This is a genomic window from Paenirhodobacter populi (assembly GCF_004022215.1).
GTDB lineage: Bacteria > Pseudomonadota > Alphaproteobacteria > Rhodobacterales > Rhodobacteraceae > Rhodobacter > Rhodobacter populi.
On sequence record NZ_SAUZ01000019.1, the window covers coordinates 36901 to 56109 of the forward strand.

Consider the following 19209-nt stretch of genomic DNA (forward strand, 5'->3'; position numbering starts at 1 on the left):
ATCCGTTCCGGCGCGGATTGCGCCACCGTGGACCCGCCGCCGAAGGAGCTGCCATGACCACCCTGCCTCTGACGATCGAGCGTCTGTCGCTGCATGCCGATGGCGTCGCGTGCGGGCCGGACGGGGTGATCCATGTGGCGATGGCGCTGCCGGGTGAGGTGGTCGAGGGTGACGTTGTTGACGGGCGCATCGCCGCGCCGAAGATCCTCACCGCCTCGCCCGACCGGGTGCGGGCGCCGTGCCCGCATTACCGGGCTTGCGGGGGCTGCGTTCTGCAACACGGTTCGGACGCTTTCGCGGCGGGATGGAAGGCCGATGTGGTGCGGCAGGCGCTGGCGCAGCGGGGGATCGCGGCGGAGATCGCGGCTGTCGAGACCTCGCCCCTGCGCAGCCGCCGCCGGGCGACCTTCGCGGGGCGGCGTACGAAAAAGGGCACGCTGGTCGGGTTCCATGCCCGCGCTTCGGATACGCTGGTCGAGGTGCCGGGGTGCCTGATCCTGCGGCCCGAGCTTCTGTCGGCGGTGCCGGCGCTGCGCGAGGCGACCGCGCTTGGCGCGTCGCGCAAGGGCGAGGTGGGCTTTGCCCTGACGCTCTCGGGCTCCGGCATCGAGGTCGCGGCCAAGGGCGGCAAGGAGATGGACCCGCCGCTGTTCGAGACGCTGGCCGGTTTGGCGCGCCGTCACGATCTGGTGCGGCTGAGTTGGAATGGCGAAACCGTCGCCGCGCGGCGCCCGGCGGAGCAGAGCTTTGGCCGCGCCCGGGTCACGCCGCCGCCCGGCGCATTCCTGCAGGCGACAGCGGAGGGGGAGGCGGCGCTCGTCGCCTTTGTCCGCCGCGCGGTGGGCGACGCCGCGCGGGTGGCGGATCTGTTCGCGGGGTGCGGCACCTTTGCCCTGCCGCTGGCCGAACGGGCCGAGGTCCATGCCGTCGAGGGGTTCGCGCCGATGCTTGAGGCACTCGACCGCGGCTGGCGCGAGTCGCAGGGGCTGAAACGGGTGACGCATGAGGCGCGCGATCTGTTCCGCCGCCCGCTGCTGCCCGATGAGATCGACCGCCATGACGCAATCGTGATCGACCCGCCGCGCGCCGGGGCCGAGGCGCAGGTGCGCGAGATCGCGGCCTCGCACTGCGCCCGTCTTGCCTATGTTTCGTGCAATCCCGTCACCTTTGCCCGAGATGCGCGCCTTCTGACCGATGCGGGCTTCCGGCTGGAGCCGCTGATCGTCGTCGATCAGTTCCGCTGGTCCGATCACGTCGAGCTTGCGGCTTTGTTCCTGCGCGATTAACGGCTTCGCCATGGAATCGGGTTCTGCTAGAGTTCCAAAAAACGGGCAGTGGACATCAGGTAAATCATGCAGCGGCGAACGCTCATTTCGGGGCTTTCGAGCCTCGCCCTTCTTGCGGCTTGCGGCGATTCCATGCCGCATTCGAAATTCAAGATCTATACCGGCGCGCCGGTGACGCAGATTCAGGTCTTCAAGGGCAAGCGTCGGATGTATCTGTTGTCGGGCAGCACCGTGCTGAAGGAATACAAGTTCGCCCTTGGCGGCAACCCGATCGGGCCGAAGCGGTTCGAGGGGGACGGCAAGACGCCAGAGGGGCTGTATTACATCGACCGGCGCAATCCGAATTCATCCTATCACCTGTCTCTGGGGATTTCCTATCCGAACCCGCAGGACATCGCCTATGCGGAATCGATGGGCCGCAGGCCGGGGGGCGACATCTTCGTCCATGGTCGCGCGGGCAAGAACAAGGGCCGCGGCAAGGACTGGACCGCCGGCTGCATCGCCGTTACCGACAAGGAGATCGAGGAAATCTATTCCATGGTCGCCACCGGCACGCCGATCTGGATCTTCCCGTAAGGGCGCGTGCCAGCGGTTTCCGCGCCCGCCCATTGACACAAGGGCGGGGCCGCACTACCTGTCAGATGTTCCTCGGAACTATGGACATAAACGGGGATCACAATAGCTTTTCTGGACTCGGCTGCGAAGCCGACACCTCCACCAAATCTTCCCTTCATTGGGGGCGCATGGGGGTGAAATAGGATCGACAGGAAGTGAAAAGGTCTTACTTTGTCCCGGTGAGCTACCACCGTTATCGGTGCAAGCATGATAGTTGCCAATGACAACCGTGCTCCGGTGGCGCTGGCTGCGTAAGCAGTTCGCAAAACCAAAACTTAAGTCCTGAGGCCTAGCAGCTTCAGGCGGGGCCCGCAGGAGCCTGGCAACAGAATCCTGCACCTTCCCCTTTTCAGCTTTCGGCGATCAGTGGCGCGACCATGCCGGCGGTGGCCTGCACCGCGTCTTGCGGCGCCAGCACCACCATCATCCCGCGCTTGCCGCCGTTGATGACGACCGTCTCATGGACCATCGTGGTTTCCTCGAAGGCGACCGGCGCGCGGGAGCGTTGTCCAAAGGGGCTGATGCCGCCCTTGTGGTAGCCGGTCAGGCGCTCGGCCTTGGCGGTGTCCATCATCTGCGCGGATTTTCCACCGAAGGCATGGGCGACCTTCTTCATCGACAGCGAGTGGTCCGACTGGATCACGCAGCAGGCAGGCTTGCCGTCGACCTCGACCATCAGGGTTTTCAGCACCGTGTCCGGGTCGGCGCCGATCGCCTCGGCGGCATGGAGGGCGATATTGCTCTGCCCGCCGACGAAATCGTATTCGCGGGTGGCAAAGGTCACGCCGGCCTTGGTCAGCATCTGGGTGGCGGGGGTTTTGGTGCTCATCTGTCGTCCCGTTTCCTGTAACCCATCTCGCGGTCGATCCATGCGAGGATGACCGCCACGATCTGCGCCTGCTCCGCCTCCGTCAAGGCGCGGCCGGCGGGCAGACCGTGCCATTTCGCCAGACAGCCGCGGCAGCAGGTGCCCGTCGCGTGCTGCGCGATGAAGACGGGATGGCCGCGCATCGGCGTCTGCTTGCCATCGTTCGCCGGGGCCTCGGGCGCGAGCCGGGTGGCGATGAAATCCTGCGCATGGCGAGCGATGGTGCTGCGCCCCTTCTGGTCAGCATAATCCCGTTCGCGCGCGCCGAGGTGAAAGCGGGAGCGGAATTTCGACCGGGCGAGGCGCTCGAAAAGGTCACTTTCCGTCATGGGCCAGATCCTCCAGATAGATCCGCACGGCCTCCTGCACGTGGCGAAAGCGGTCGCCGCCCAGATGCTTGCCGCCGAACCAGCGGGTGACGACGATCAGATGGTCGCGCAGGTTTTCGCGTTCCAGCATCCGCAGGATCACCATGCCCGCGCCCGCCTCGCCGTCGTCGTTCTTCACCGGGCCGTCGGCGCCGATGAAGCCCCAGGTGTTATGCGTGGCCTTGGCGAATTTCTTCACCTTTTTCAGTTCGGCCACAAGGGCGCGGGCCTCTGCCTCGCTCCGGCAGGGGCCGCCCGCGACGGCGTATTTCGAGCCGCGGTCCGAGATGATGTTGTCCAGCACGCGCATGATCCGGGGTTAGGACGCGCGGGGCCGCTGCGCAAGCCGTCAGTGGCCGACGCCGCGCCGGATGCGCCGGATCATCAGCCAGACCGCCAGCACGACGACGGGTGTGGCCACGGCCAGCGTCACCTCTTTCGACCAGCCGGCCTGTTCCGCCAGCGGATGCGCCAGATAGGCCACAAGGCTGACGGCATAATAGCTGATCGCCACGACCGACAGCCCCTCGACCGTGTTTTGCAGCCGCAGCTGCAGGTCGGACCGGCGGTCCATGTTTTCCAGTATCTTCTGGTTCTGCGCCTGCCGCGCTACCTCCACCCGCGTGCGCAGCAGTTCGGCGGTGCGTGAGGCGCGTTCGAGCATCGCGTTCAACCGCACCTCGGCCGACTGGACGGTGCGCATCGCGGGATCGTAGCGGCGCAGCATGAATTCGGAAAACTTCTGCCGGCCTTCAAAGCGGCTTTCGCGCAGCACCTCGACCCGTTCGCGGACGATGGCGGCATAGGCATGGGTCGCGCCGAAGCGGAACGATACGCCGACCGCCAGCCCCTCAAGATCCGCCGCGACGGCGAGCAGGCGTTGCAGCGTCTCCTCGGCCGAATGGCCGTCATCGCCCATGCCCCGCACCAGCGCGGACAGTTCCGGGTCCAGCGCGTTCAGTCGCGCCGTCAGTTCCCGCGCGAGGCCAAGGCCCAGCATCGACATGGCGCGATACGTCTCCATCTCGCACAGGCGCTGCACCACACGGCCGATGCGGGCGGGGCCGGTGCCGGGGCGGGCGAAGACGGCGAAGCGCATCTGGCCGTTCGGGTCGATGCGGAAATCGGTGGCGACCACGACGTTTTCATCCAGCACCCAGGCGCAGACGAGGCTTTCGGGCACGAACCAGCCATCGATCAGCGGCAGGATGTCATCCGGATCCTCGGGCAGGGTGTCGATGCGGATATGCACCGCCGCGATCCGCCGCCCCGGCGCGGCGCCAAGCCAGTCGGCGGGGAACACCTCGGTCTCCGCCGGGTCGAAGGCGCGTTCGGCCATCATCGGCGATTGCGCGAAGTAGGTCACGAATTCGGTGTGGCTTTCCCATGTCAGCGTGTAGCGGCCCAGCACGCCCGCGTAATGCGTCGCATCGACGGCGGGCAGCGCCGCGCCGTTGCGCGCCAGCAGATCGCACAGATGGGCGTGATCCTTGCGGCGGTCGCGGTTGGCCGCATCCACCGTTTCCTTGATCGCCAGATAGACCACATGGGCCGGCGCGTCGAACGAGGGGAAGGGCCGGGCGTGAAGCTCGTTCACCAGGGTATAGCGCAGCGGATGGTCTTCGATCTGGGGCATGGCTGTCTCTGTCATTCCGTCTGTCGGCCGGATGATGATGGCGGGTTATGAACAAAATGACAGCGGGCTTTGTCCGGAACCGCCTGCCGGGTAGAAAAAGGGCCCCGCACCGGCGGGGCCCCCTGATCGTCGCGGCTGTTCTCAGCTCCGCAGGAGCTGCAGCAGGTTCTCGACGCTCTTTTTCGCATCGCCAAAGAACATGCGCGTGTTCTCCTTGTAGAACAGCGGGTTCTCGATCCCCGAATAGCCGGTGCCGGAGCCGCGCTTCAGCACGATCACATGCTTGGCCTTCCAGACTTCCAGAACCGGCATCCCGGCGATCGGGCTGTTCGGATCGTCCTCCGCCGCGGGGTTCACGATGTCGTTCGAGCCGATGACGATCGCTACGTCGGTATTGGGGAAGTCGCCGTTGATCTCGTCCATTTCCAGAACGATGTCGTAGGGCACCTTCGCCTCGGCCAGAAGCACGTTCATGTGGCCCGGCAGACGGCCCGCGACCGGGTGGATCGCGAAGCGGACTTCCTTGCCCTTGCCGCGCAGCAGCGAGGTCAGTTCCGACACCGCGCCCTGCGCCTGCGCCACCGCCATGCCGTAGCCCGGCACGATGATGATGCTGTGCGCCTCGGACAGCATGTCGGCCACGCCCTGCGCGTCGATCGGGACCTGTTCGCCCTCGACCGCCATCGCCGGGCCCTTGGCCCCGCCGAAGCCGCCAAGGATGACCGAGATGAACGAGCGGTTCATCGCCTTGCACATGATGTAGCTCAGGATCGCGCCCGAGGAACCGACCAGCGCGCCGGTGATGATCAGCAGGTCATTGCCGAGCGAGAAGCCGATCGCCGCCGCGGCCCACCCCGAATAGGAGTTGAGCATCGACACGACCACCGGCATGTCGGCGCCGCCGATGCCCATGATCAGGTGATAGCCGATGAACAGCGCGAAGATCGACATCAGCAGAACCGCCCACATCCCCGCGCCGTTCATGTAGGCGACGAGCAGCGCGAACGAGGCGATCGCCGCGCCGGCGTTCAGGAAATGCCCGCCCGGCAGCTTCTTCGCCTTGCCGTCGACCTTGCCCGCAAGCTTGCCGAAGGCGACGACCGATCCGGTGAAGGTCACCGCACCGATGAACACGCCGAGGAAGGATTCGACCTTGAGGATCGTCACCTCGGTCAGCGTCTTGCTGGCGACGATCTGGGCAAAGCCGGAAAGCCCGTCATAGGCCGCTGGCAGCACGCCCGTCGCCGCATGTTCCTGAATGATCGGCATCATCTGGTTCAGCACGATATCCGAGTTGAGCCCGATGAACACCGCCGCGAGGCCGACGAAGCTGTGCAGCGCCGCGACGAGCTGCGGCATCGAGGTCATCTCGACCGTCTTCGCCACATACCAGCCAAGGGAACCGCCGACGATGATCGCGATACCGATCAGCGGGTAATACCCCACGCCGTCGCCCAGAATGGTCGCGACAACGGCAAGAGCCATGCCCGCGATGCCGTACCAGACGGCGCGCTTGGCGCTTTCCTGCCCGGCGAGCCCGCCGAGGCAGAGGATGAACAGAATGGCAGCGGCGATATAGGCCGCTGAGATCAGTGCGAAATCCATGTCCGCCCCTCCTTACGATCTCTGGAACATCGCGAGCATGCGCCGCGTCACGAGGAACCCGCCCACGATGTTGATCGAGGCGATGAGGATCGCCAGCACCGACAGCAGGATGATGACGAAACCGCCGAAGCCGGTGCCGCCCGCGCCGATCTGCAACAGCGAGCCGAGGATGATGATCCCCGACACCGCGTTGGTCACCGACATCAGCGGCGTGTGCAGGCTGGGCGAGACGCCCCAGATCACCTGGAAGCCGACGAAGCAGGCCAGCGCGAAGACGACGAGGTGGGACATGAAGCTCGCCGGTGCGAAAAGCCCGATGGCGAACAGCACCACGGCCCCCACGACGAGGAGCGACACCTGCCGGACCGTCGCCTTGCGGTAGGCGGCCTTTTCGGCGGCCTTCTTTTCCTCGGGCGTCAGTTCCTTGGGCTTTTCCTTCGGCTTCTGCGCCGCGATCGCCTGGATCTTCAGCGGCGGCGGCGGGAAGGTGATGGTGCCTTCATGCGTGACCGTCGCGGTGCGGATCACGTCATCTTCCATGTTGTAGTTGATGACGCCGTCCTTGGCCGGGGTCAGGTCGCCGACCATCTGCCGCACGTTGGTCGAGTAAAGCTGCGAGGCCTGCGTGGCCATCCGGCTGGGCAGGTCGGTGTAGCCGATGATCGTCACGCCGTTGTCGGTGACGATCTTCTGGTCCTTCACCGTCAGTTCGCAGTTGCCACCGCGTTCCGCCGCAAGGTCGACGATGACCGAGCCGCGCTTCATCGACTCGACCATGTCCTTGGTCCACAGCACCGGGGCGTCGCGGCCCGGGATCAGCGCGGTGGAAATGACGATATCCATGTCGGGCGCAAGCTCGCGGAACTTCTTGAGCTGCGCTTCACGGAACTCGGGGCTCGACGGCGTGGCATAGCCGCCCGTCGCCGCGCCGTCCTGCTGTTCGCCGGCGAAGTCCAGATAGACGAATTCCGCACCCATCGAGGTGATCTGTTCCGCCACTTCGGGACGGACGTCGAAGGCGTAGGTGATCGCGCCGAGCGAGGTCGAGGCCCCGATCGCCGCCAGACCCGCGACGCCCGCGCCGATGACCAGCACCTTGGCGGGCGGAACCTTGCCCGCCGCCGTCACCTGCCCGGTGAAGAAGCGGCCGAAGTTGTTCGCCGCCTCGATCACCGCGCGGTAGCCGCCGATGTTCGCCATCGAGGACAGCGCGTCCATCTTTTGCGCGCGCGAGATGCGCGGCACCATGTCCATGGCGATGACGTTCGCGCCGGTCTTCTGCGCCTCTTCCAGCAGCTCCTTGTTCTGCGCCGGATAGAAGAAGGAGATCAGCGTCTGCCCCTTCTTCAGCCAGGCGACCTCCGCCTCGGTCGGCGGGCGCACCTTGACGACGAAATCGACCGCCTCGAACAGGGCCTGCGCCCCCTCGATCACGGTGACGCCCGCCTTCTGATAGGCGTCGTCGGTAAACCCGGCCAACATGCCGGCGCCGGACTGGATGAAACAGGTATGCCCAAGCTTTTGCAACTGGACTGCGGAGTCGGGCGTCAGCGCGACACGCGCCTCGCCTTCATAAATCTCTTTTGGTGCACCGATTTTCAATGTCGACCCCCTTTATCAGGCTGCCCGAAACGGACGCTTCATGGCTAAGTCCGGCCAAAGCGCGGATCCGGCCCGTTTACTTACCACCCGGAAATAATCCATCTCAAGCGCCAGATCGGCGGATCGACGTGGAAAGGGCCCGAAAACAGCCCCTTTTCCGAATGTATACTTGTGAATACCGCACTGTGCCGATTTAATCTGTTCTGTCAAACAGTTAGCGTCAATGCTTTCGCTGCGGCGCAGCATCGCGGCGCAAGCGACATTTCGTCTCAGGCCCGCGTGCGCCGGGGATCTTATCCGGCGAACAGGGCAACTTCGGGCAGATCGGTCAGGGAGGGCGTCAGCAGCCGCATCGTCGCCAGCGACATCTGCGCGTCATTGCCGCCGGAGGGCATCGGCAGCAGATCCACCTGAACCGAGGCGCCGGACCGCTTGTTCACCACCCGCCCCTTGACCGCGCGCGTGACCAAGGGCGTGCGGACCCAGAAACCGCCAAGCGTCGGATCGCCGAGGCTGGCCACCGAGTTGCCAAGTTCCGATTCCCCCGCGCGGGGGTGCAGGGCGGCGGCCAATGACATTTGCGCGACGCCCTCGGGGGCGCGAAAGGCGCTGGCGTCGGGGTCCGATGCCGGGGCGGCCCGCGTCAATCCGCAGCCCGACAGGCCCGCGCCCGCGACCGCCATGATGCAAACCCCCGTCCCGGCCCGTAACCCGCTGATCCGCATTCCGTTTGATCCCGCCCCATTTCAGGCCCCTGCGCCGCGGCGCGACGGGCTGCCCCTTGATAATTCACCGTAGGGCAGGGGCGGCGCGGTCGCAAGCGGCCTGCGAAAGCCGCCGGAGGAATCGGCTGCCTCTTGCCCCGGAGCCCCGGCTGCCCTAGCTGTTGAGGATGGAAAATGCGCCTCTCACAGATCCCTTTTCCCGCGCGATCAGCTATCTGCGGGTGTCTGTCACCGACAGGTGCGATTTCCGCTGCGTCTACTGCATGGCCGAGCATATGCAGTTCCTGCCGAAACGGGATCTGCTGTCGCTTGAGGAACTCGACCGGCTCTGTTCCTCGTTCATCGCGCTTGGGGTGCGCAAGCTGCGCGTCACCGGGGGGGAACCGCTGGTGCGGCGCGACATCATGACCTTTTTCCGCGCCATGGCGCGCCATCTGGACAGTGGCGCCTTGTCCGAGCTGACGGTGACCACCAACGGCTCGCAGCTTGCCCGCTTCGCGGCGGATCTGGCGGCGGTGGGGGTGCGGCGGATCAACGTTTCGCTCGACACGCTGGACGCCGACAAATTCGCCCGCGTCACCCGCTGGGGTCGGCTCGCGCAGGTGATGGAGGGGATCGCCGCCGCAAAGCGCGCGGGGCTGCGGGTCAAGATCAACACCGTCGCGCTGAAGGGCTTCAACGAGGATGAACTCTTCCGCCTGACCGACTGGTGCGCGGCCGAAGGCCATGACCTCACCTTCATCGAGGTGATGCCGATGGGCGAGATGGAAGAGGCCGAGCGGCTTGGCCAATACTGGGCGCTGACCGATCTGCGCGCCCGTCTGGCGGAACGCCATACCCTGCTCGACCTGACCGAACGCTCGGGCGGGCCGGCGCGCTATGTGCGGATCTTGGAAACCGGGCAGAAGATCGGTTTCATCACGCCGCTGAGCCATAATTTCTGCGAAAGCTGCAACCGCGTGCGGGTGACCTGCACCGGGGAGCTTTACATGTGCCTCGGACAGGAGGATCGTGCCGACCTGCGCGCGGTGCTGCGCGCCTCGCCCGAGGATGCACCCCTGCATGACGCGATCCGCGAGGCCATCGCACGCAAGCCGAAAGGCCACGATTTCGACTATTCCCGCGCCCATGTCTCGGGTCAGATGAGCCGCGCCATGAGCCATACCGGCGGCTGATCTGAATCATGGAGCCGCGGCCGGGAATGTCGCATTATGACTGGGATGGGGGCCGGACCGGCACCCGAATGACGGGAGATCGCCATGTATAAGAATATTCTTGTTCCGCTCGCCTTTGACGAGGAACACAAACCCGATGCCGCGATGAACGCGGTGCGGGCGCTTGCCTCGGAAGGGGCGAAGGTCACGCTTGTCCATGTGATGGCGGATGTGCCGGGCTATGCGATGTCCTACATGCCGCCCGGCTATACGGATGAGCTGAAAACGACGCTGCAATCCTCGCTCGACAGTCTGGCGAAGGATTTCGGCGGCGCCGCCACGATCCTGACCGAGGGCAGCCCGGCGAACGAAATCCTCCGCATCGCGGATGAGAACGGCGTGGATTGCGTCGTCATCGCCTCGCACCGGCCGGGGTTCGGGGATTATCTGATCGGCTCGACCGCCGCGCGCGTCGTGCGCCACGCGCATTGTTCGGTGCTGGTGCTGCGCTGAATTTTCCGGCCCGGCCCGTCAAAAGGTCGGGCCGAGTTCCATCTTAGACCCGTCGGTGAACCGCGACAGGCGGAAGCGCGTCAGGTCGTGCCCCGGCGCGCGGCCAAGCATCAGATCCGCCATCACCCGGCCGATCCCCGGCCCGATGCCGAAGCCATGCCCCGACAGGCCGGTGGCGACGAAGAACCCCCCGATCGCGGTTTCATCCAGCACCGGCACCGTATCGGGCATGACGTCGATCATCCCCGCCCAGCTGCGTTGCAGCTTCGGCAGGCCGATCTGCGGGAAGGCCCGGGCGAAGGCCTGCCGCACCGATTCCAGATATTTTATGTTCGGCGCGGGATCGAGGATGCGCATCGCCTCGAACGGGCCGGGCTGGTCGGCATCCCAGTGGCGCGGCGTGGTCCAGCCGTCCGGATAGCCCGGCTCCGGCGCGCGTGGACGCAGCGCGGTCTTCAACAGGTCGCGGCGCATCTGCGGGATGTAGAAGCGGAAATGGCGGAAGGCGTCGGGGCCGATGAACAGGTCATGCTCGGCCCCCGGCGCGAGCGTGTAGCCGCCATCGAGCCGCCGCCGCCACGCGAAATCGTCATCCACGCCCGAGGGGCCGAGCACGTTTTCCGGTAAAGGCGCCGTCTGCGCGACAGAGGCCCGGACCGACAGCTGCGGCAGATCCACCCCCTGCGCCCGCGCGAACAGCGAAGACCATGCCCCGCCCGCCAGCAGCACCTGCGGCGTCTTGATCCGCCCCGTTTCCGTGACGACGCCCGTCAGCCGGCCGCCTTCCAGATCCAGCGCCCGGACGGCGCAATTCTCGATGATCTCGACCCCCGCGCCCACGGCCAGATGCGCCAGCATCTTCACCGCGACCCAGGGCTCGGCCCGCCCGTCCGATGGGGTGATCAGCCCGCAGGCCCAGTTGGCGCTGTTCGGTATCATCCCGGCGATCTGCGATTTCGTCAGCACCCGGCTTTCCAACCCATGCTCCGCCGCGATCCTGACCCAGTTCTCATAGCCCGCCACTGCCTCGGGCCGGTCGCTCAGATAGGTCACCCCGCAGCGGTTGAACCCCAGTTCCGGGCCAAGCTGCGCGGCGAAGCCTTCCCACAGGCGGACGGCCTCCATCGTGATGGGCAGCTCCGCGGGGTCGCGGCCCTGCTGGCGGATCCAGCCCCAGTTGCGGCTGGACTGTTCCCCCGCGACCCGTCCCTTTTCGCACAGCACCACGCGCTGGCCGGCCTTGGCGAGGAAGTAGGCGGTCATGATCCCCGCCACGCCGCCGCCGATGACGACCGCATCCGCCTGCGCCGGGGGCGGGCCGGGATAGATGACGCGGTCCGCAAGTGAGATGACGAAGCTCATCGTTGCGCTCCGCCGCGAGGATGGCGCGCGCGCGTTGCGCGCAGGGAAGGTTCGTGTGCAGTGCGAAGGTCTGTCATGGGGTCTTTCCGCGAATTCCGGCGCAGCTTGCGCCCGATTGCGGCGAGGTCAAGGCCCGTTGCGGATCGTGCCGCCCGCAGGATCGCGAAATCGACTCATTCCCGCTTGCATTCCACGTCCCCAGCCGCTAAATCGCACCCGGATGCCGCCTTAGCTCAGCTGGTTAGAGCACCAGATTGTGGATCTGGGGGTCTCCCGTTCGAACCGGGAAGGCGGTACCACTTACCATCTTGTTATCCCTATCCTTTTTCTTTCCTGCCATTGCTGGCCTGTGCCGTGGTTTGCATCCGGTTTGCAAAAGCCGTTTCCGGTGCGTTCTCAAAGCGCAGAATCGCGGCCTTCGCGATCGCCTCGGTAGAGGCGAGATAGTGCCGCAAAATCCGGGTCGCGCTTTCCAGCGTATGACCGGTGATCGCGCAGATCTGCGGTATCTCGCATCCAGCCTCTGCCAGCAGCGTGACAGCGGTTCCGCGGAGGTCGTGAAAATGCAGGAAGCCCTGCTTTTCTTCCTTGGTCAGTTCCTCGAAAGGGCGGGGATAAAAGCACGCGGTCTCCATGTGCTTTCGCCATGCCTTCCCGAGCTCCTTATCGTTGCGCTCGGTATGCCACGGGCGGCCGTCGGCGCGAGTCAGAATGAACGGCCCTTGCCGCGCCATACCGTCCAGCATCCGTTTCAAGGCGGCGGAGACGGGCACCGGCACCTTTCTCTTGCCCTTTGACTGGACAAGCCGGATCACCGCCCCGTCATAGTCCTGCCAGCGCAGGCGGATCAGGTCGCCATATCGCTGCCCGGTGTGGATCGCGAGAATCAGCGCCTGTTGCAGTTCAAGCGGCGCGACGGCCATGAATTTCGCAATGTCGGCTTCGGTCCAGATCATTTCCGACCTGTCTGAGACATAGGCGCGCTCGAAGCCTTCCAGCGGGTTCCGCATGATCTGTCCACGCCGTTTTGCTTCATTGAGCACCGCGCAGAAAACTGTCATGCGGTTGTCTGCCTCGCGCGGCCGGTCCAAGGCGATTTCCTCGTGATAGTCGATGAACAGCGCGTTCACCTTCGGGCTTTCCAAGGCCTTGATGGGTAGGGTGCCAAAGCGCGCTTCGATCACCGTCAGAAGCCGAAGGTATTCCTTCATGGTCGAAGGCGCTTTCGGGCGTCCCTTCTTGGTATGGGTGAATTTGCGGCCGGTGGTATAGTCGCGGATCAGCGCGGCAATGGTGCCGGTATCGCGGGCCGGGATCTTCTCGGCTTCCAGCCAAGCGGCCAGAAACTCGGGGCTGCCCGGCTCCCCCGGAAGCAAGGTGCCGGTCGCCCGGTGATAGCGATACACCTTCACCTTGCCGCCCGAGAGCCGCTTACGAACCGTGTTAACGCCCTTGATTGTCACCCTAGCCATTGCGTTTCATCCAGCTTTCCAAGGCAGCGTCAGCGCTGTCGGCCTTTGCCACCTGCGTCTGGACATGAATGCTGCCATCCGGAGCGATCACAATGCCGGTGACGGGCAGGCCCATGTCTTGGGTCGCCTTCACCAGCCGCTTGAGATCAGGAACACGGAAGGGCAGCGGGGTTGCCATGTCAGGCCTCCGCCTCTTGCGCCATGTGCTGGCGAAGGATCGCGACGATTTCGCCGCCCTGCGAACGGATGTTCTTCACGGCCTGCATAGCCAGCCATTCCTTTACGTCTGCAGGAATGACCAGTTTGAACTGGACTGCGTTATTCACCGTTGCCCTCCCTCGCCATATTTTTTCCAATTTTTTCCAAGGCTTTCAGCACCGGATTTCCCGCCAGATCCGGTGGGAGCTTCACTTCTCGCTCTCTCAGCACTGCGAGAATGATCATTGTCTCGCGCTGAATGAGATCAATCGTCGCAGCCGCCTCGCTAAACACGTCTTTGATTTGGGCATCTGTCAGGCTTCGGGCCGCGTTCAAGGTCAGTTTGTTGTCAGGTTTCATGGTTGGTTCCTCTTTCGCATAAGACCTGTCCGAATGATGTCCTTTGGACTCTATTGAGTCAATCGCAATTTTATGTCCAATGGACACACTATGTCTGAAATCGAGAAGCGCACCCTTTCCGACAAGTTCATGCTCCGGCTCCCTGATGGGATGCGGGACCGGATCAAGGCGGCCTCAGAAGCGAACAACCGATCCATGAACGCGGAGATCGTCGCGATTCTGGAAGAGAAGTTCCCGCCGCCGAATCCACCTAGCATTGACGAAATCTTAGGCCATGCCGCGCTTCTCGACCTATTCAATACCTTGCCAGAAGATCGCCCCGCGAAGGTGCTGGCACTGAACGAGCGGCTTGCCGAGGCCGGAACAGTCGAACGGCTGACCCTGCGCAAAGGCAAAATCAAGACCGTAAGAATAGGCGAGCTCTGGGGCCCCGACATGGCGATAGAGCCCTAGCCCACCTTGACTTGAATGACGCTGGCGCTCGCCACTGCGGGTTCGGTCGCCACGCCGATCAGGGCGTTTCCGGTTGCCGTGGCCGTGGCGCGCTTAGTGGTCGCGTTCCAATACACCGCATCGCCGATCGCAAAAACGTCGTTTGCGGTCTTGTTGATCCAGAACACGCCGCGCGTGACCAGAACAACCCGATCGCCTGCGGTTGCGTCAGCCGAGGCCACGCCCACGAGCTTGCCGGCCACAACCACGTCGCCGGCCTTGGCATCAAAATCCACGGGCAGATAAAGGGAGTCGCCCGAATAGAGGTAGTTTTTCATCTTCAAAATCCCTTGTTGGTGGAGAACCGAACGCTGCCGGGGCGCGCGGAGGCGGCCGCGGCGATGCGTCGCTCGAGGTCAGTGATAGCCGCCGCCAGTTCCGCTCCGGTCATGTATTCGACCTTGCGGCCATCGGAGAAGGTCACGGAGCGGGTGCCCGAGGCGCGGGCGCGCAGCAGCGCGTCCCGCATGGAGATCAGTTCTTCGGCAGAAGGCATGGCCTCAGTCTTCCGTGCCGGCGAGAAGGCCAAAGATCATATCGCTGTCAGAAACAGGCAACTCGGTCGGGCTGATGATCAGCCGATGCCAGCCGCGCCAATCCACCCAGCCGGCGCCGAAATCGAGGCGGACCTTGGTCTGCACCCCGTCGATCTCGAAGCCGGTGCGGGTCTCGATCTGCGGGCCGGGGGCGCCCTCGAGGTAGGAATATTCCAGCCCTTCGACCTTGCTGGGGTCCGCCGCGAAATACCACGCATTGCTCGGCAGGCGGGGGTCCACCAGAAGTTTCAAGTCGGCCGGGAAGGCATTCGGGGCGCCGTAGAGGCTACCGCGCAGGTTGGAGATCATGCGCTCGAAGATATTCTCGAAGAGCGGATGCACCAGAACATAGCTCGGAGCCGCATCGATGAACTGCCCGCCCGGCCCCTTGCGCAGACGCATGGCGGTGCGGATCGCCGCGAGTGCGGTGAACGCCAGATTCTTCACGGTCGTGTCAGCCGAACCGGCGGTGATGGCATTGGCGATCACCTGCCAAAGGTCATCATCGGTATCGGCATTGTTCCGAGTCGCGTCGAACACCGGCATCCCGTCCGCCATTGCCGGGTTGCTGGAAACCATATTGGCAAGGTAGGCGTTCTCGAAGTCCCGCGCGGCCTCCCCCATCAACTTCGGCAGCGCGGAAAAGGCGCCGAGGTCATCGTTCACCAGCGCCTGACGCGAAATCCCGAAGATGCGGCCGAAGGTCTGGGCAGCGTATTTCTCGCCGGTTTCCGTCATGGTGCCGTGCGGGAACTCGCCAGCCTCGGGCACATGGATCAGGTTCGGCGCGGAGCCCAGCCCGACCTTGGATTTCGGCCGGAAATCGCGCACCGTGCTTTGCCGCGCGGCCTGGCGCACCCCGGCCGGGCCGGACTGATAAGACTGGCGAAGATTGCGCCCCACGGCATCGCCCAGGATCAGGCCAAAGTCGCCGTTCACGTGCAACGCGCGGGTGATGATGCCTTCCGCCGCAAGGCCGGTCAGGCTGACACCCGATCGACGCAACGAATCTCGGGCCAGGTCGATGAAGCTGGCATAGGCGAACTGCCGCGATTCGGGCGAGAGCTGATGTTCGGGATGCGAGCGGGCGAACAAAGCCTCGCCGGCGCGGGTGGCGATCACCGCTGGGTCGTCATGGCTGAACCCGACATGGGCGCGGGTGGTGCGCACATTCTGTTCCGCGCCGCGCTGGCGCATTGCCTCGAAGGCCGCGGCGCGGGCGGCCTCGACCGTGGTTTCGGCGTCGATCTGAGCATCGGTCCAAGCCTGATCGAGGCTGGCCGTCGCCGCGATGCTGCGGATTTCCGCGTTGATCTGGGCGCGCGTCATGGTGCCCGCATCATGGTTTTCCTGGGTTTCCGGCATGGGAATGTCCTCGCTCCTGAAGCCCGCTGCCGGATCTGCCGGCACAGGCACGATTGAAATTTCAATGGGTTGCCACTTGGCTGCGGTGCGGATGCGATCCTTGCCACGGCGGGTTTCCGTCCAGGTCTCGACGCTGTAGCCGATCGACAGGCCGCGCAGGGTGCCGTCCGCGATATCCGCCAGCACCGCCCTTGCGGCGTCATTTGAGCGGAAGCGCAGGCGGACCCAGAGCCCCTCTGGCCGGACCTCGGCCGCGTCAACGACGCCCAGTTGATCTTTGGTCGAGCTTGCGCGGTGCGCGTCCAGAACCGGAGCGCCGATCAAGCGGGACAGGTCAGCGCCGGCCAGGTCCAGGCGCTCGGTGAAGCCGCTGCGGCGCACCTCGGCCCCCGTGCTGGCGATCGCCTCAACGGTGCGGGCTTCCAGGTTGACGCTTGAAACGGCAGGCGCGGCGGCGCGCAGATGCAGGGTCATGGCTTCGGCTCCTGTTGCTGGCGCTCACGGTCGCGGGCGCGCTCCTCGTCCAGCTCGTCGATGTCTCGGCCGCGGGCGGCGACAGACTCTTCCCGGCTCTTTAGCCCCGCGCCGATCGCTGCAATCTCGGCCTCGACCTCGTTGCGAGGATCGACCCACTGCCAGCCGGGCGGCACGAACCGCACGGCCTTGTATTGCTCGGCCTGCTCGCGCTGAAAATCGCCCGCCAAGGCACGGACCTCGATCCAGCGCCGCCAGAGTGGCAGCAGAAATTGCGCCTCGATCAGGCTGCGTTGCAGCGCCTCACACCGCCGGCGGACTTCCAGGATACCGACTCTGGCCGATGAATAGTTAGTCTGCGACAGGTCGCCGCTCAGCATCTCGGCGGTTAACCCGGTTCCGGCTGCGATTTCGCGATCTTGGGTGCGCAGAAACTCAATGGCCTGTTGCAGTCCCTGACCGGGAGTCGAGAACGTGACATCAGCGCCAGGCGGCAACACCCGCATCGCACCAGGTTCGAGCGAAACGTTCAGCGCCCCGGCGGCGCCGTCACCATCGAACCCCGCCGATCCGCCTTCGGGGTCGCGGATGAAGCCAGTGATCAGCGACTGCACTTTCAGCGCCATCAACATGGCGTCGGAAGCCTCGTCCCGATCGCGGAGCTTCAACAGAACGGGCGACAGCCACGACAGGCCGCGCACCTGCCCCGGAAACTGCGTGTCATAGACATGCAGAATGTCCGATGCCGGCACCCGCACCGGCGCGCCATAGAAGCCAAAGGGCTGGTCGGGCGCATCGCGCAGAACATGATACGCGATCGGCTCGTCGTTCGGGTCCAGTTCCACCCCCGCCACGATCCGGCGCCCGGCGCCCAGGTCTCGGGTCAGGCTCGGATCGATCTGGTCGGCGGACAGCAATCTGACGCGAAACGTGCCGTCCGCTGCGACAAAGGTCTGCACGAAAGCCTCGCCATCGCGCACGAGACCGCGGGCCAGCGGCAGCATAAGCGGCCGAAAAAGCGCCTCGAACCCCTCGGCCAGAGATCGGCGGATTTCCGGGTCGGGATACTGCGGCCGGGCTTGCCAGCCCTTGCCGCCCACCAGGTTGGATGCCCAGACCTCGACAATCCGTTGCCCATAGGGCGTGTTCGCATAAACGCCCGATGCCCGCGCCTTGGCCGGGCCGCGCGCGCCAAGGGTCTGCGAAGCGGGCGCGGTCAGGGCAGATGCACCTTCCCATCTCCGGCCGCCCGCGCCAGCCTCGACGCCCACAGATCGTTTGAAGATGCGCCCCCAAAAGCCCATCAGAGCCCCCGAATGCGGCGAATCTGCATCTCGAAATCCGCCTTCGCAGCGGCATAAGCATCAGGGCCGCCATAGCCTGTTTCAGGATCGAGGGTTGCCGCAATATGGTGGCAAAACCAATCGGCCAGTTCGCGGCCGAAATCCTCAAGAGAAATCGCCTCAAGGCCCCCGATACCGGGCGGCGCGTGCAAAGGCGTCCCCTTCATAAAGGTCTCGAAAGCGTCTGCTCCATTCGCAAACGTCGCCGCCGTGATCGTGCTTGCTCCGGCCTCGATCAGCACTTTGGCAGCATATGCTTTCAGGCAGTCGCCGAAGCCCCATTCAGCGGTCTTGCCTTTCCCCGGCGCCTGATCAGGCAGCAGCCCGCCACGCTTGCGCCAAGTCTTGAAGGTTTCGAGCTTCACGCCCAGAAACGCGGCAAGGGCTTCGGTCGAAATTCTCTGTGTGCTGATCGTGCGCATTGACTGTCCGGAAAACGGGATAGAATCGAACCTTATTTGAGGTTCATCTGGGTTTTTTGTCAATGCGGAGCCTTCCGCCCCGTGCCTTGCGAGGGCTGGTGCCTGCCGCGCGCATGGAAATATGCGCCGCAGGCTCTCGGGGTTAAGCAGCACTCGCCGAGTTGCTGGCGGCTTTCGGGTGAATCAAGTAAGCCCCGAGGCGACGCAGCCTTATCCCGGATTCAGCTCACGCCAGAACACCGCGATCTTCTTGCGGAGGCAACTCGGGTCCGGTGTTTCACCGGTGTCCGATCGCCGCTCGAACCAGCCAAGCATTTCGTCCACCAGATCCTTTTGGTGCTCCGGCAGGCCATGATTATGGATTCGCATGATCAGGGCAGAATAGAACCCATCCCAATCCCAATTTGATTTCCCGCCGCGATAGTTCGGATTCCTCGGGACAAGCTCACACTCGATCTCGAACTTCTCGATCTCGCCGGCGGTGATCAGGATATCGCGCGCCTCAAGCACAATGGCTTCCTCGCGCGGAATGACTTTCCAGCCATCAGGCGATTCATCGGGCAGAAACATGCGGATTCGTGCCGGCCTAGCGATCGATCCGTCGCGGGGGAACAGATCGAAAACTTCCGAAGCCTGAATATGGGCAAGCCCGCAAAAATTGATCGCCTCGGAAAAAGGGATTCGGGCGGACAGCCTGATCCTGTCCATCATGGAAAATTCAATGATGTCCGCCGGCGCGCAGCGGAGGCGCGCAGCTATTTCAAAAACCGTGAACAGATATCTGCGGGGAAGCGTCATAATGTTATACCTCAC

The 19209-nt window shown here is 64.6% G+C and carries 23 protein-coding genes, 1 tRNA gene and 1 other RNA gene; 7 read left to right on the forward strand and 18 right to left on the reverse strand.

Annotation, left to right across the window (positions count from 1 at the left end):
• The first annotated feature begins 62 nt into the window (after nucleotides 1-62).
• The 3 genes from D2T30_RS16025 to ssrA all read left to right on the forward strand — a co-directional run bounded on the left by D2T30_RS16025 (nucleotide 63) and on the right by ssrA (nucleotide 2241).
• Entirely contained in the window at nucleotides 63-1286 is a 1224-nt protein-coding gene (locus tag D2T30_RS16025) for a class I SAM-dependent RNA methyltransferase (RefSeq protein WP_128209771.1), read from the forward strand.
• A 66-nt stretch (nucleotides 1287-1352) separates the two neighbouring features.
• Nucleotides 1353-1862 (forward strand): L,D-transpeptidase family protein, encoded by a 510-nt coding sequence (locus D2T30_RS16030; protein ID WP_128209711.1) that lies wholly within the window; start codon nucleotides 1353-1355, stop codon nucleotides 1860-1862.
• A 28-nt stretch (nucleotides 1863-1890) separates the two neighbouring features.
• Nucleotides 1891-2241: a transfer-messenger RNA gene (gene ssrA / locus D2T30_RS16035) on the forward strand.
• A 9-nt stretch (nucleotides 2242-2250) separates the two neighbouring features.
• On the opposite strand, the gene ybaK is transcribed toward ssrA, so the two are convergent.
• The 7 genes from ybaK to D2T30_RS16070 all read right to left on the reverse strand — a co-directional run bounded on the left by ybaK (nucleotide 2251) and on the right by D2T30_RS16070 (nucleotide 8663).
• A complete protein-coding gene (gene ybaK, locus D2T30_RS16040; protein WP_128209712.1) occupies nucleotides 2251-2730 on the reverse strand; it encodes a Cys-tRNA(Pro) deacylase in 480 nt (159 codons plus the stop codon).
• Entirely contained in the window at nucleotides 2727-3098 is a 372-nt protein-coding gene (locus D2T30_RS16045) for a DUF4186 domain-containing protein (RefSeq protein ID WP_128209713.1), read from the reverse strand. Before D2T30_RS16045 ends, ybaK begins: the two co-directional genes overlap by 4 nt.
• Nucleotides 3085-3447, reverse strand: a complete 363-nt coding sequence (locus tag D2T30_RS16050; protein WP_128209714.1) for a YigZ family protein — start codon at nucleotides 3445-3447, stop codon at nucleotides 3085-3087. Before D2T30_RS16050 ends, D2T30_RS16045 begins: the two co-directional genes overlap by 14 nt.
• Nucleotides 3448-3486: 39 nt before the next feature.
• On the reverse strand, nucleotides 3487-4773 hold the full coding sequence (locus tag D2T30_RS16055) for a DUF3422 family protein (RefSeq protein WP_128209715.1): 1287 nt from the start codon (nucleotides 4771-4773) through the stop codon (nucleotides 3487-3489).
• Nucleotides 4774-4914: 141 nt separating this feature from the next.
• A complete protein-coding gene (locus D2T30_RS16060) occupies nucleotides 4915-6378 on the reverse strand; it encodes an NAD(P)(+) transhydrogenase (Re/Si-specific) subunit beta (RefSeq protein ID WP_128186909.1) in 1464 nt (487 codons plus the stop codon).
• A gap of 12 nt (nucleotides 6379-6390) precedes the next feature.
• Nucleotides 6391-7980, reverse strand: coding sequence for a Re/Si-specific NAD(P)(+) transhydrogenase subunit alpha (locus D2T30_RS16065; protein WP_128186907.1), 1590 nt, complete (start codon nucleotides 7978-7980; stop codon nucleotides 6391-6393).
• Between the two features lie 293 nt (nucleotides 7981-8273).
• A complete protein-coding gene (locus tag D2T30_RS16070; RefSeq protein ID WP_128209716.1) occupies nucleotides 8274-8663 on the reverse strand; it encodes a hypothetical protein in 390 nt (129 codons plus the stop codon).
• A 209-nt stretch (nucleotides 8664-8872) separates the two neighbouring features.
• On the opposite strand from D2T30_RS16070, the gene moaA reads away from it, so the two are divergent.
• Nucleotides 8873-9880 carry a GTP 3',8-cyclase MoaA gene (moaA, locus tag D2T30_RS16075; protein WP_128209717.1) on the forward strand — a complete coding sequence of 336 codons (1008 nt, stop codon included), beginning with the start codon at nucleotides 8873-8875 and terminating at the stop codon, nucleotides 9878-9880.
• 84 nt (nucleotides 9881-9964) lie between these two features.
• The gene (locus D2T30_RS16080) at nucleotides 9965-10372 is read left to right on the forward strand and encodes a universal stress protein (protein ID WP_128186901.1); all 408 of its coding nucleotides are present in this window, start codon (nucleotides 9965-9967) and stop codon (nucleotides 10370-10372) included.
• Nucleotides 10373-10390: 18 nt separating this feature from the next.
• On the opposite strand, the gene D2T30_RS16085 is transcribed toward D2T30_RS16080, so the two are convergent.
• Nucleotides 10391-11734 carry an NAD(P)/FAD-dependent oxidoreductase gene (locus D2T30_RS16085; protein ID WP_128209718.1) on the reverse strand — a complete coding sequence of 448 codons (1344 nt, stop codon included), beginning with the start codon at nucleotides 11732-11734 and terminating at the stop codon, nucleotides 10391-10393.
• Nucleotides 11735-11956: 222 nt separating this feature from the next.
• Here D2T30_RS16085 and D2T30_RS16090 point away from each other — a divergent pair.
• A tRNA-His gene (locus D2T30_RS16090) sits at nucleotides 11957-12033 on the forward strand.
• A gap of 18 nt (nucleotides 12034-12051) precedes the next feature.
• Here D2T30_RS16090 and D2T30_RS16095 read toward each other — a convergent pair.
• From D2T30_RS16095 to D2T30_RS16110, 4 genes are read right to left on the reverse strand one after another with little or no spacing between them, the layout of a single operon-like run.
• Nucleotides 12052-13206: a tyrosine-type recombinase/integrase gene (locus D2T30_RS16095; RefSeq protein WP_128209719.1), complete on the reverse strand. Its 1155-nt coding sequence runs from the start codon at nucleotides 13204-13206 to the stop codon at nucleotides 12052-12054.
• Nucleotides 13199-13384 carry a hypothetical protein gene (locus D2T30_RS16100; protein WP_128209720.1) on the reverse strand — a complete coding sequence of 62 codons (186 nt, stop codon included), beginning with the start codon at nucleotides 13382-13384 and terminating at the stop codon, nucleotides 13199-13201. Before D2T30_RS16100 ends, D2T30_RS16095 begins: the two co-directional genes overlap by 8 nt.
• A 1-nt stretch (nucleotide 13385) precedes the next feature.
• The gene (locus tag D2T30_RS16105; protein ID WP_128209721.1) at nucleotides 13386-13532 is read right to left on the reverse strand and encodes an Arc family DNA-binding protein; all 147 of its coding nucleotides are present in this window, start codon (nucleotides 13530-13532) and stop codon (nucleotides 13386-13388) included.
• Entirely contained in the window at nucleotides 13525-13764 is a 240-nt protein-coding gene (locus D2T30_RS16110) for a hypothetical protein (protein WP_128209722.1), read from the reverse strand. The genes D2T30_RS16105 and D2T30_RS16110 overlap by 8 nt, the downstream gene beginning before the upstream one ends.
• A gap of 90 nt (nucleotides 13765-13854) precedes the next feature.
• Between D2T30_RS16110 and D2T30_RS16115 the strand changes: the two genes are divergently transcribed.
• On the forward strand, nucleotides 13855-14217 hold the full coding sequence (locus D2T30_RS16115) for an Arc family DNA-binding protein (protein ID WP_128209723.1): 363 nt from the start codon (nucleotides 13855-13857) through the stop codon (nucleotides 14215-14217).
• Here the strand turns inward: D2T30_RS16115 and D2T30_RS16120 are convergent.
• The 6 genes from D2T30_RS16120 to D2T30_RS16145 form a co-directional block, all read right to left on the reverse strand.
• Nucleotides 14214-14534 (reverse strand): DUF2190 family protein, encoded by a 321-nt coding sequence (locus tag D2T30_RS16120; RefSeq protein ID WP_128209724.1) that lies wholly within the window; start codon nucleotides 14532-14534, stop codon nucleotides 14214-14216. The two genes, D2T30_RS16115 and D2T30_RS16120, sit on opposite strands and share 4 nt — an antisense overlap.
• Before the next feature lie 2 nt (nucleotides 14535-14536).
• On the reverse strand, nucleotides 14537-14752 hold the full coding sequence (locus D2T30_RS16125; protein ID WP_128209725.1) for a phage head-tail joining protein: 216 nt from the start codon (nucleotides 14750-14752) through the stop codon (nucleotides 14537-14539).
• A 4-nt stretch (nucleotides 14753-14756) separates the two neighbouring features.
• The gene (locus tag D2T30_RS16130; protein WP_128209726.1) at nucleotides 14757-16631 is read right to left on the reverse strand and encodes a prohead protease/major capsid protein fusion protein; all 1875 of its coding nucleotides are present in this window, start codon (nucleotides 16629-16631) and stop codon (nucleotides 14757-14759) included.
• The gene (locus tag D2T30_RS16135; RefSeq protein ID WP_128209727.1) at nucleotides 16628-17935 is read right to left on the reverse strand and encodes a phage portal protein; all 1308 of its coding nucleotides are present in this window, start codon (nucleotides 17933-17935) and stop codon (nucleotides 16628-16630) included. The genes D2T30_RS16130 and D2T30_RS16135 overlap by 4 nt, the downstream gene beginning before the upstream one ends.
• Complete coding sequence (locus D2T30_RS16140) at nucleotides 17935-18396, reverse strand: hypothetical protein (RefSeq protein ID WP_128209728.1); 462 nt, start codon at nucleotides 18394-18396, stop codon at nucleotides 17935-17937. The genes D2T30_RS16135 and D2T30_RS16140 overlap by 1 nt, the downstream gene beginning before the upstream one ends.
• Before the next feature lie 210 nt (nucleotides 18397-18606).
• Complete coding sequence (locus D2T30_RS16145) at nucleotides 18607-19194, reverse strand: hypothetical protein (RefSeq protein WP_128209729.1); 588 nt, start codon at nucleotides 19192-19194, stop codon at nucleotides 18607-18609.
• Between the last annotated feature and the right edge of the window lie 15 nt (nucleotides 19195-19209).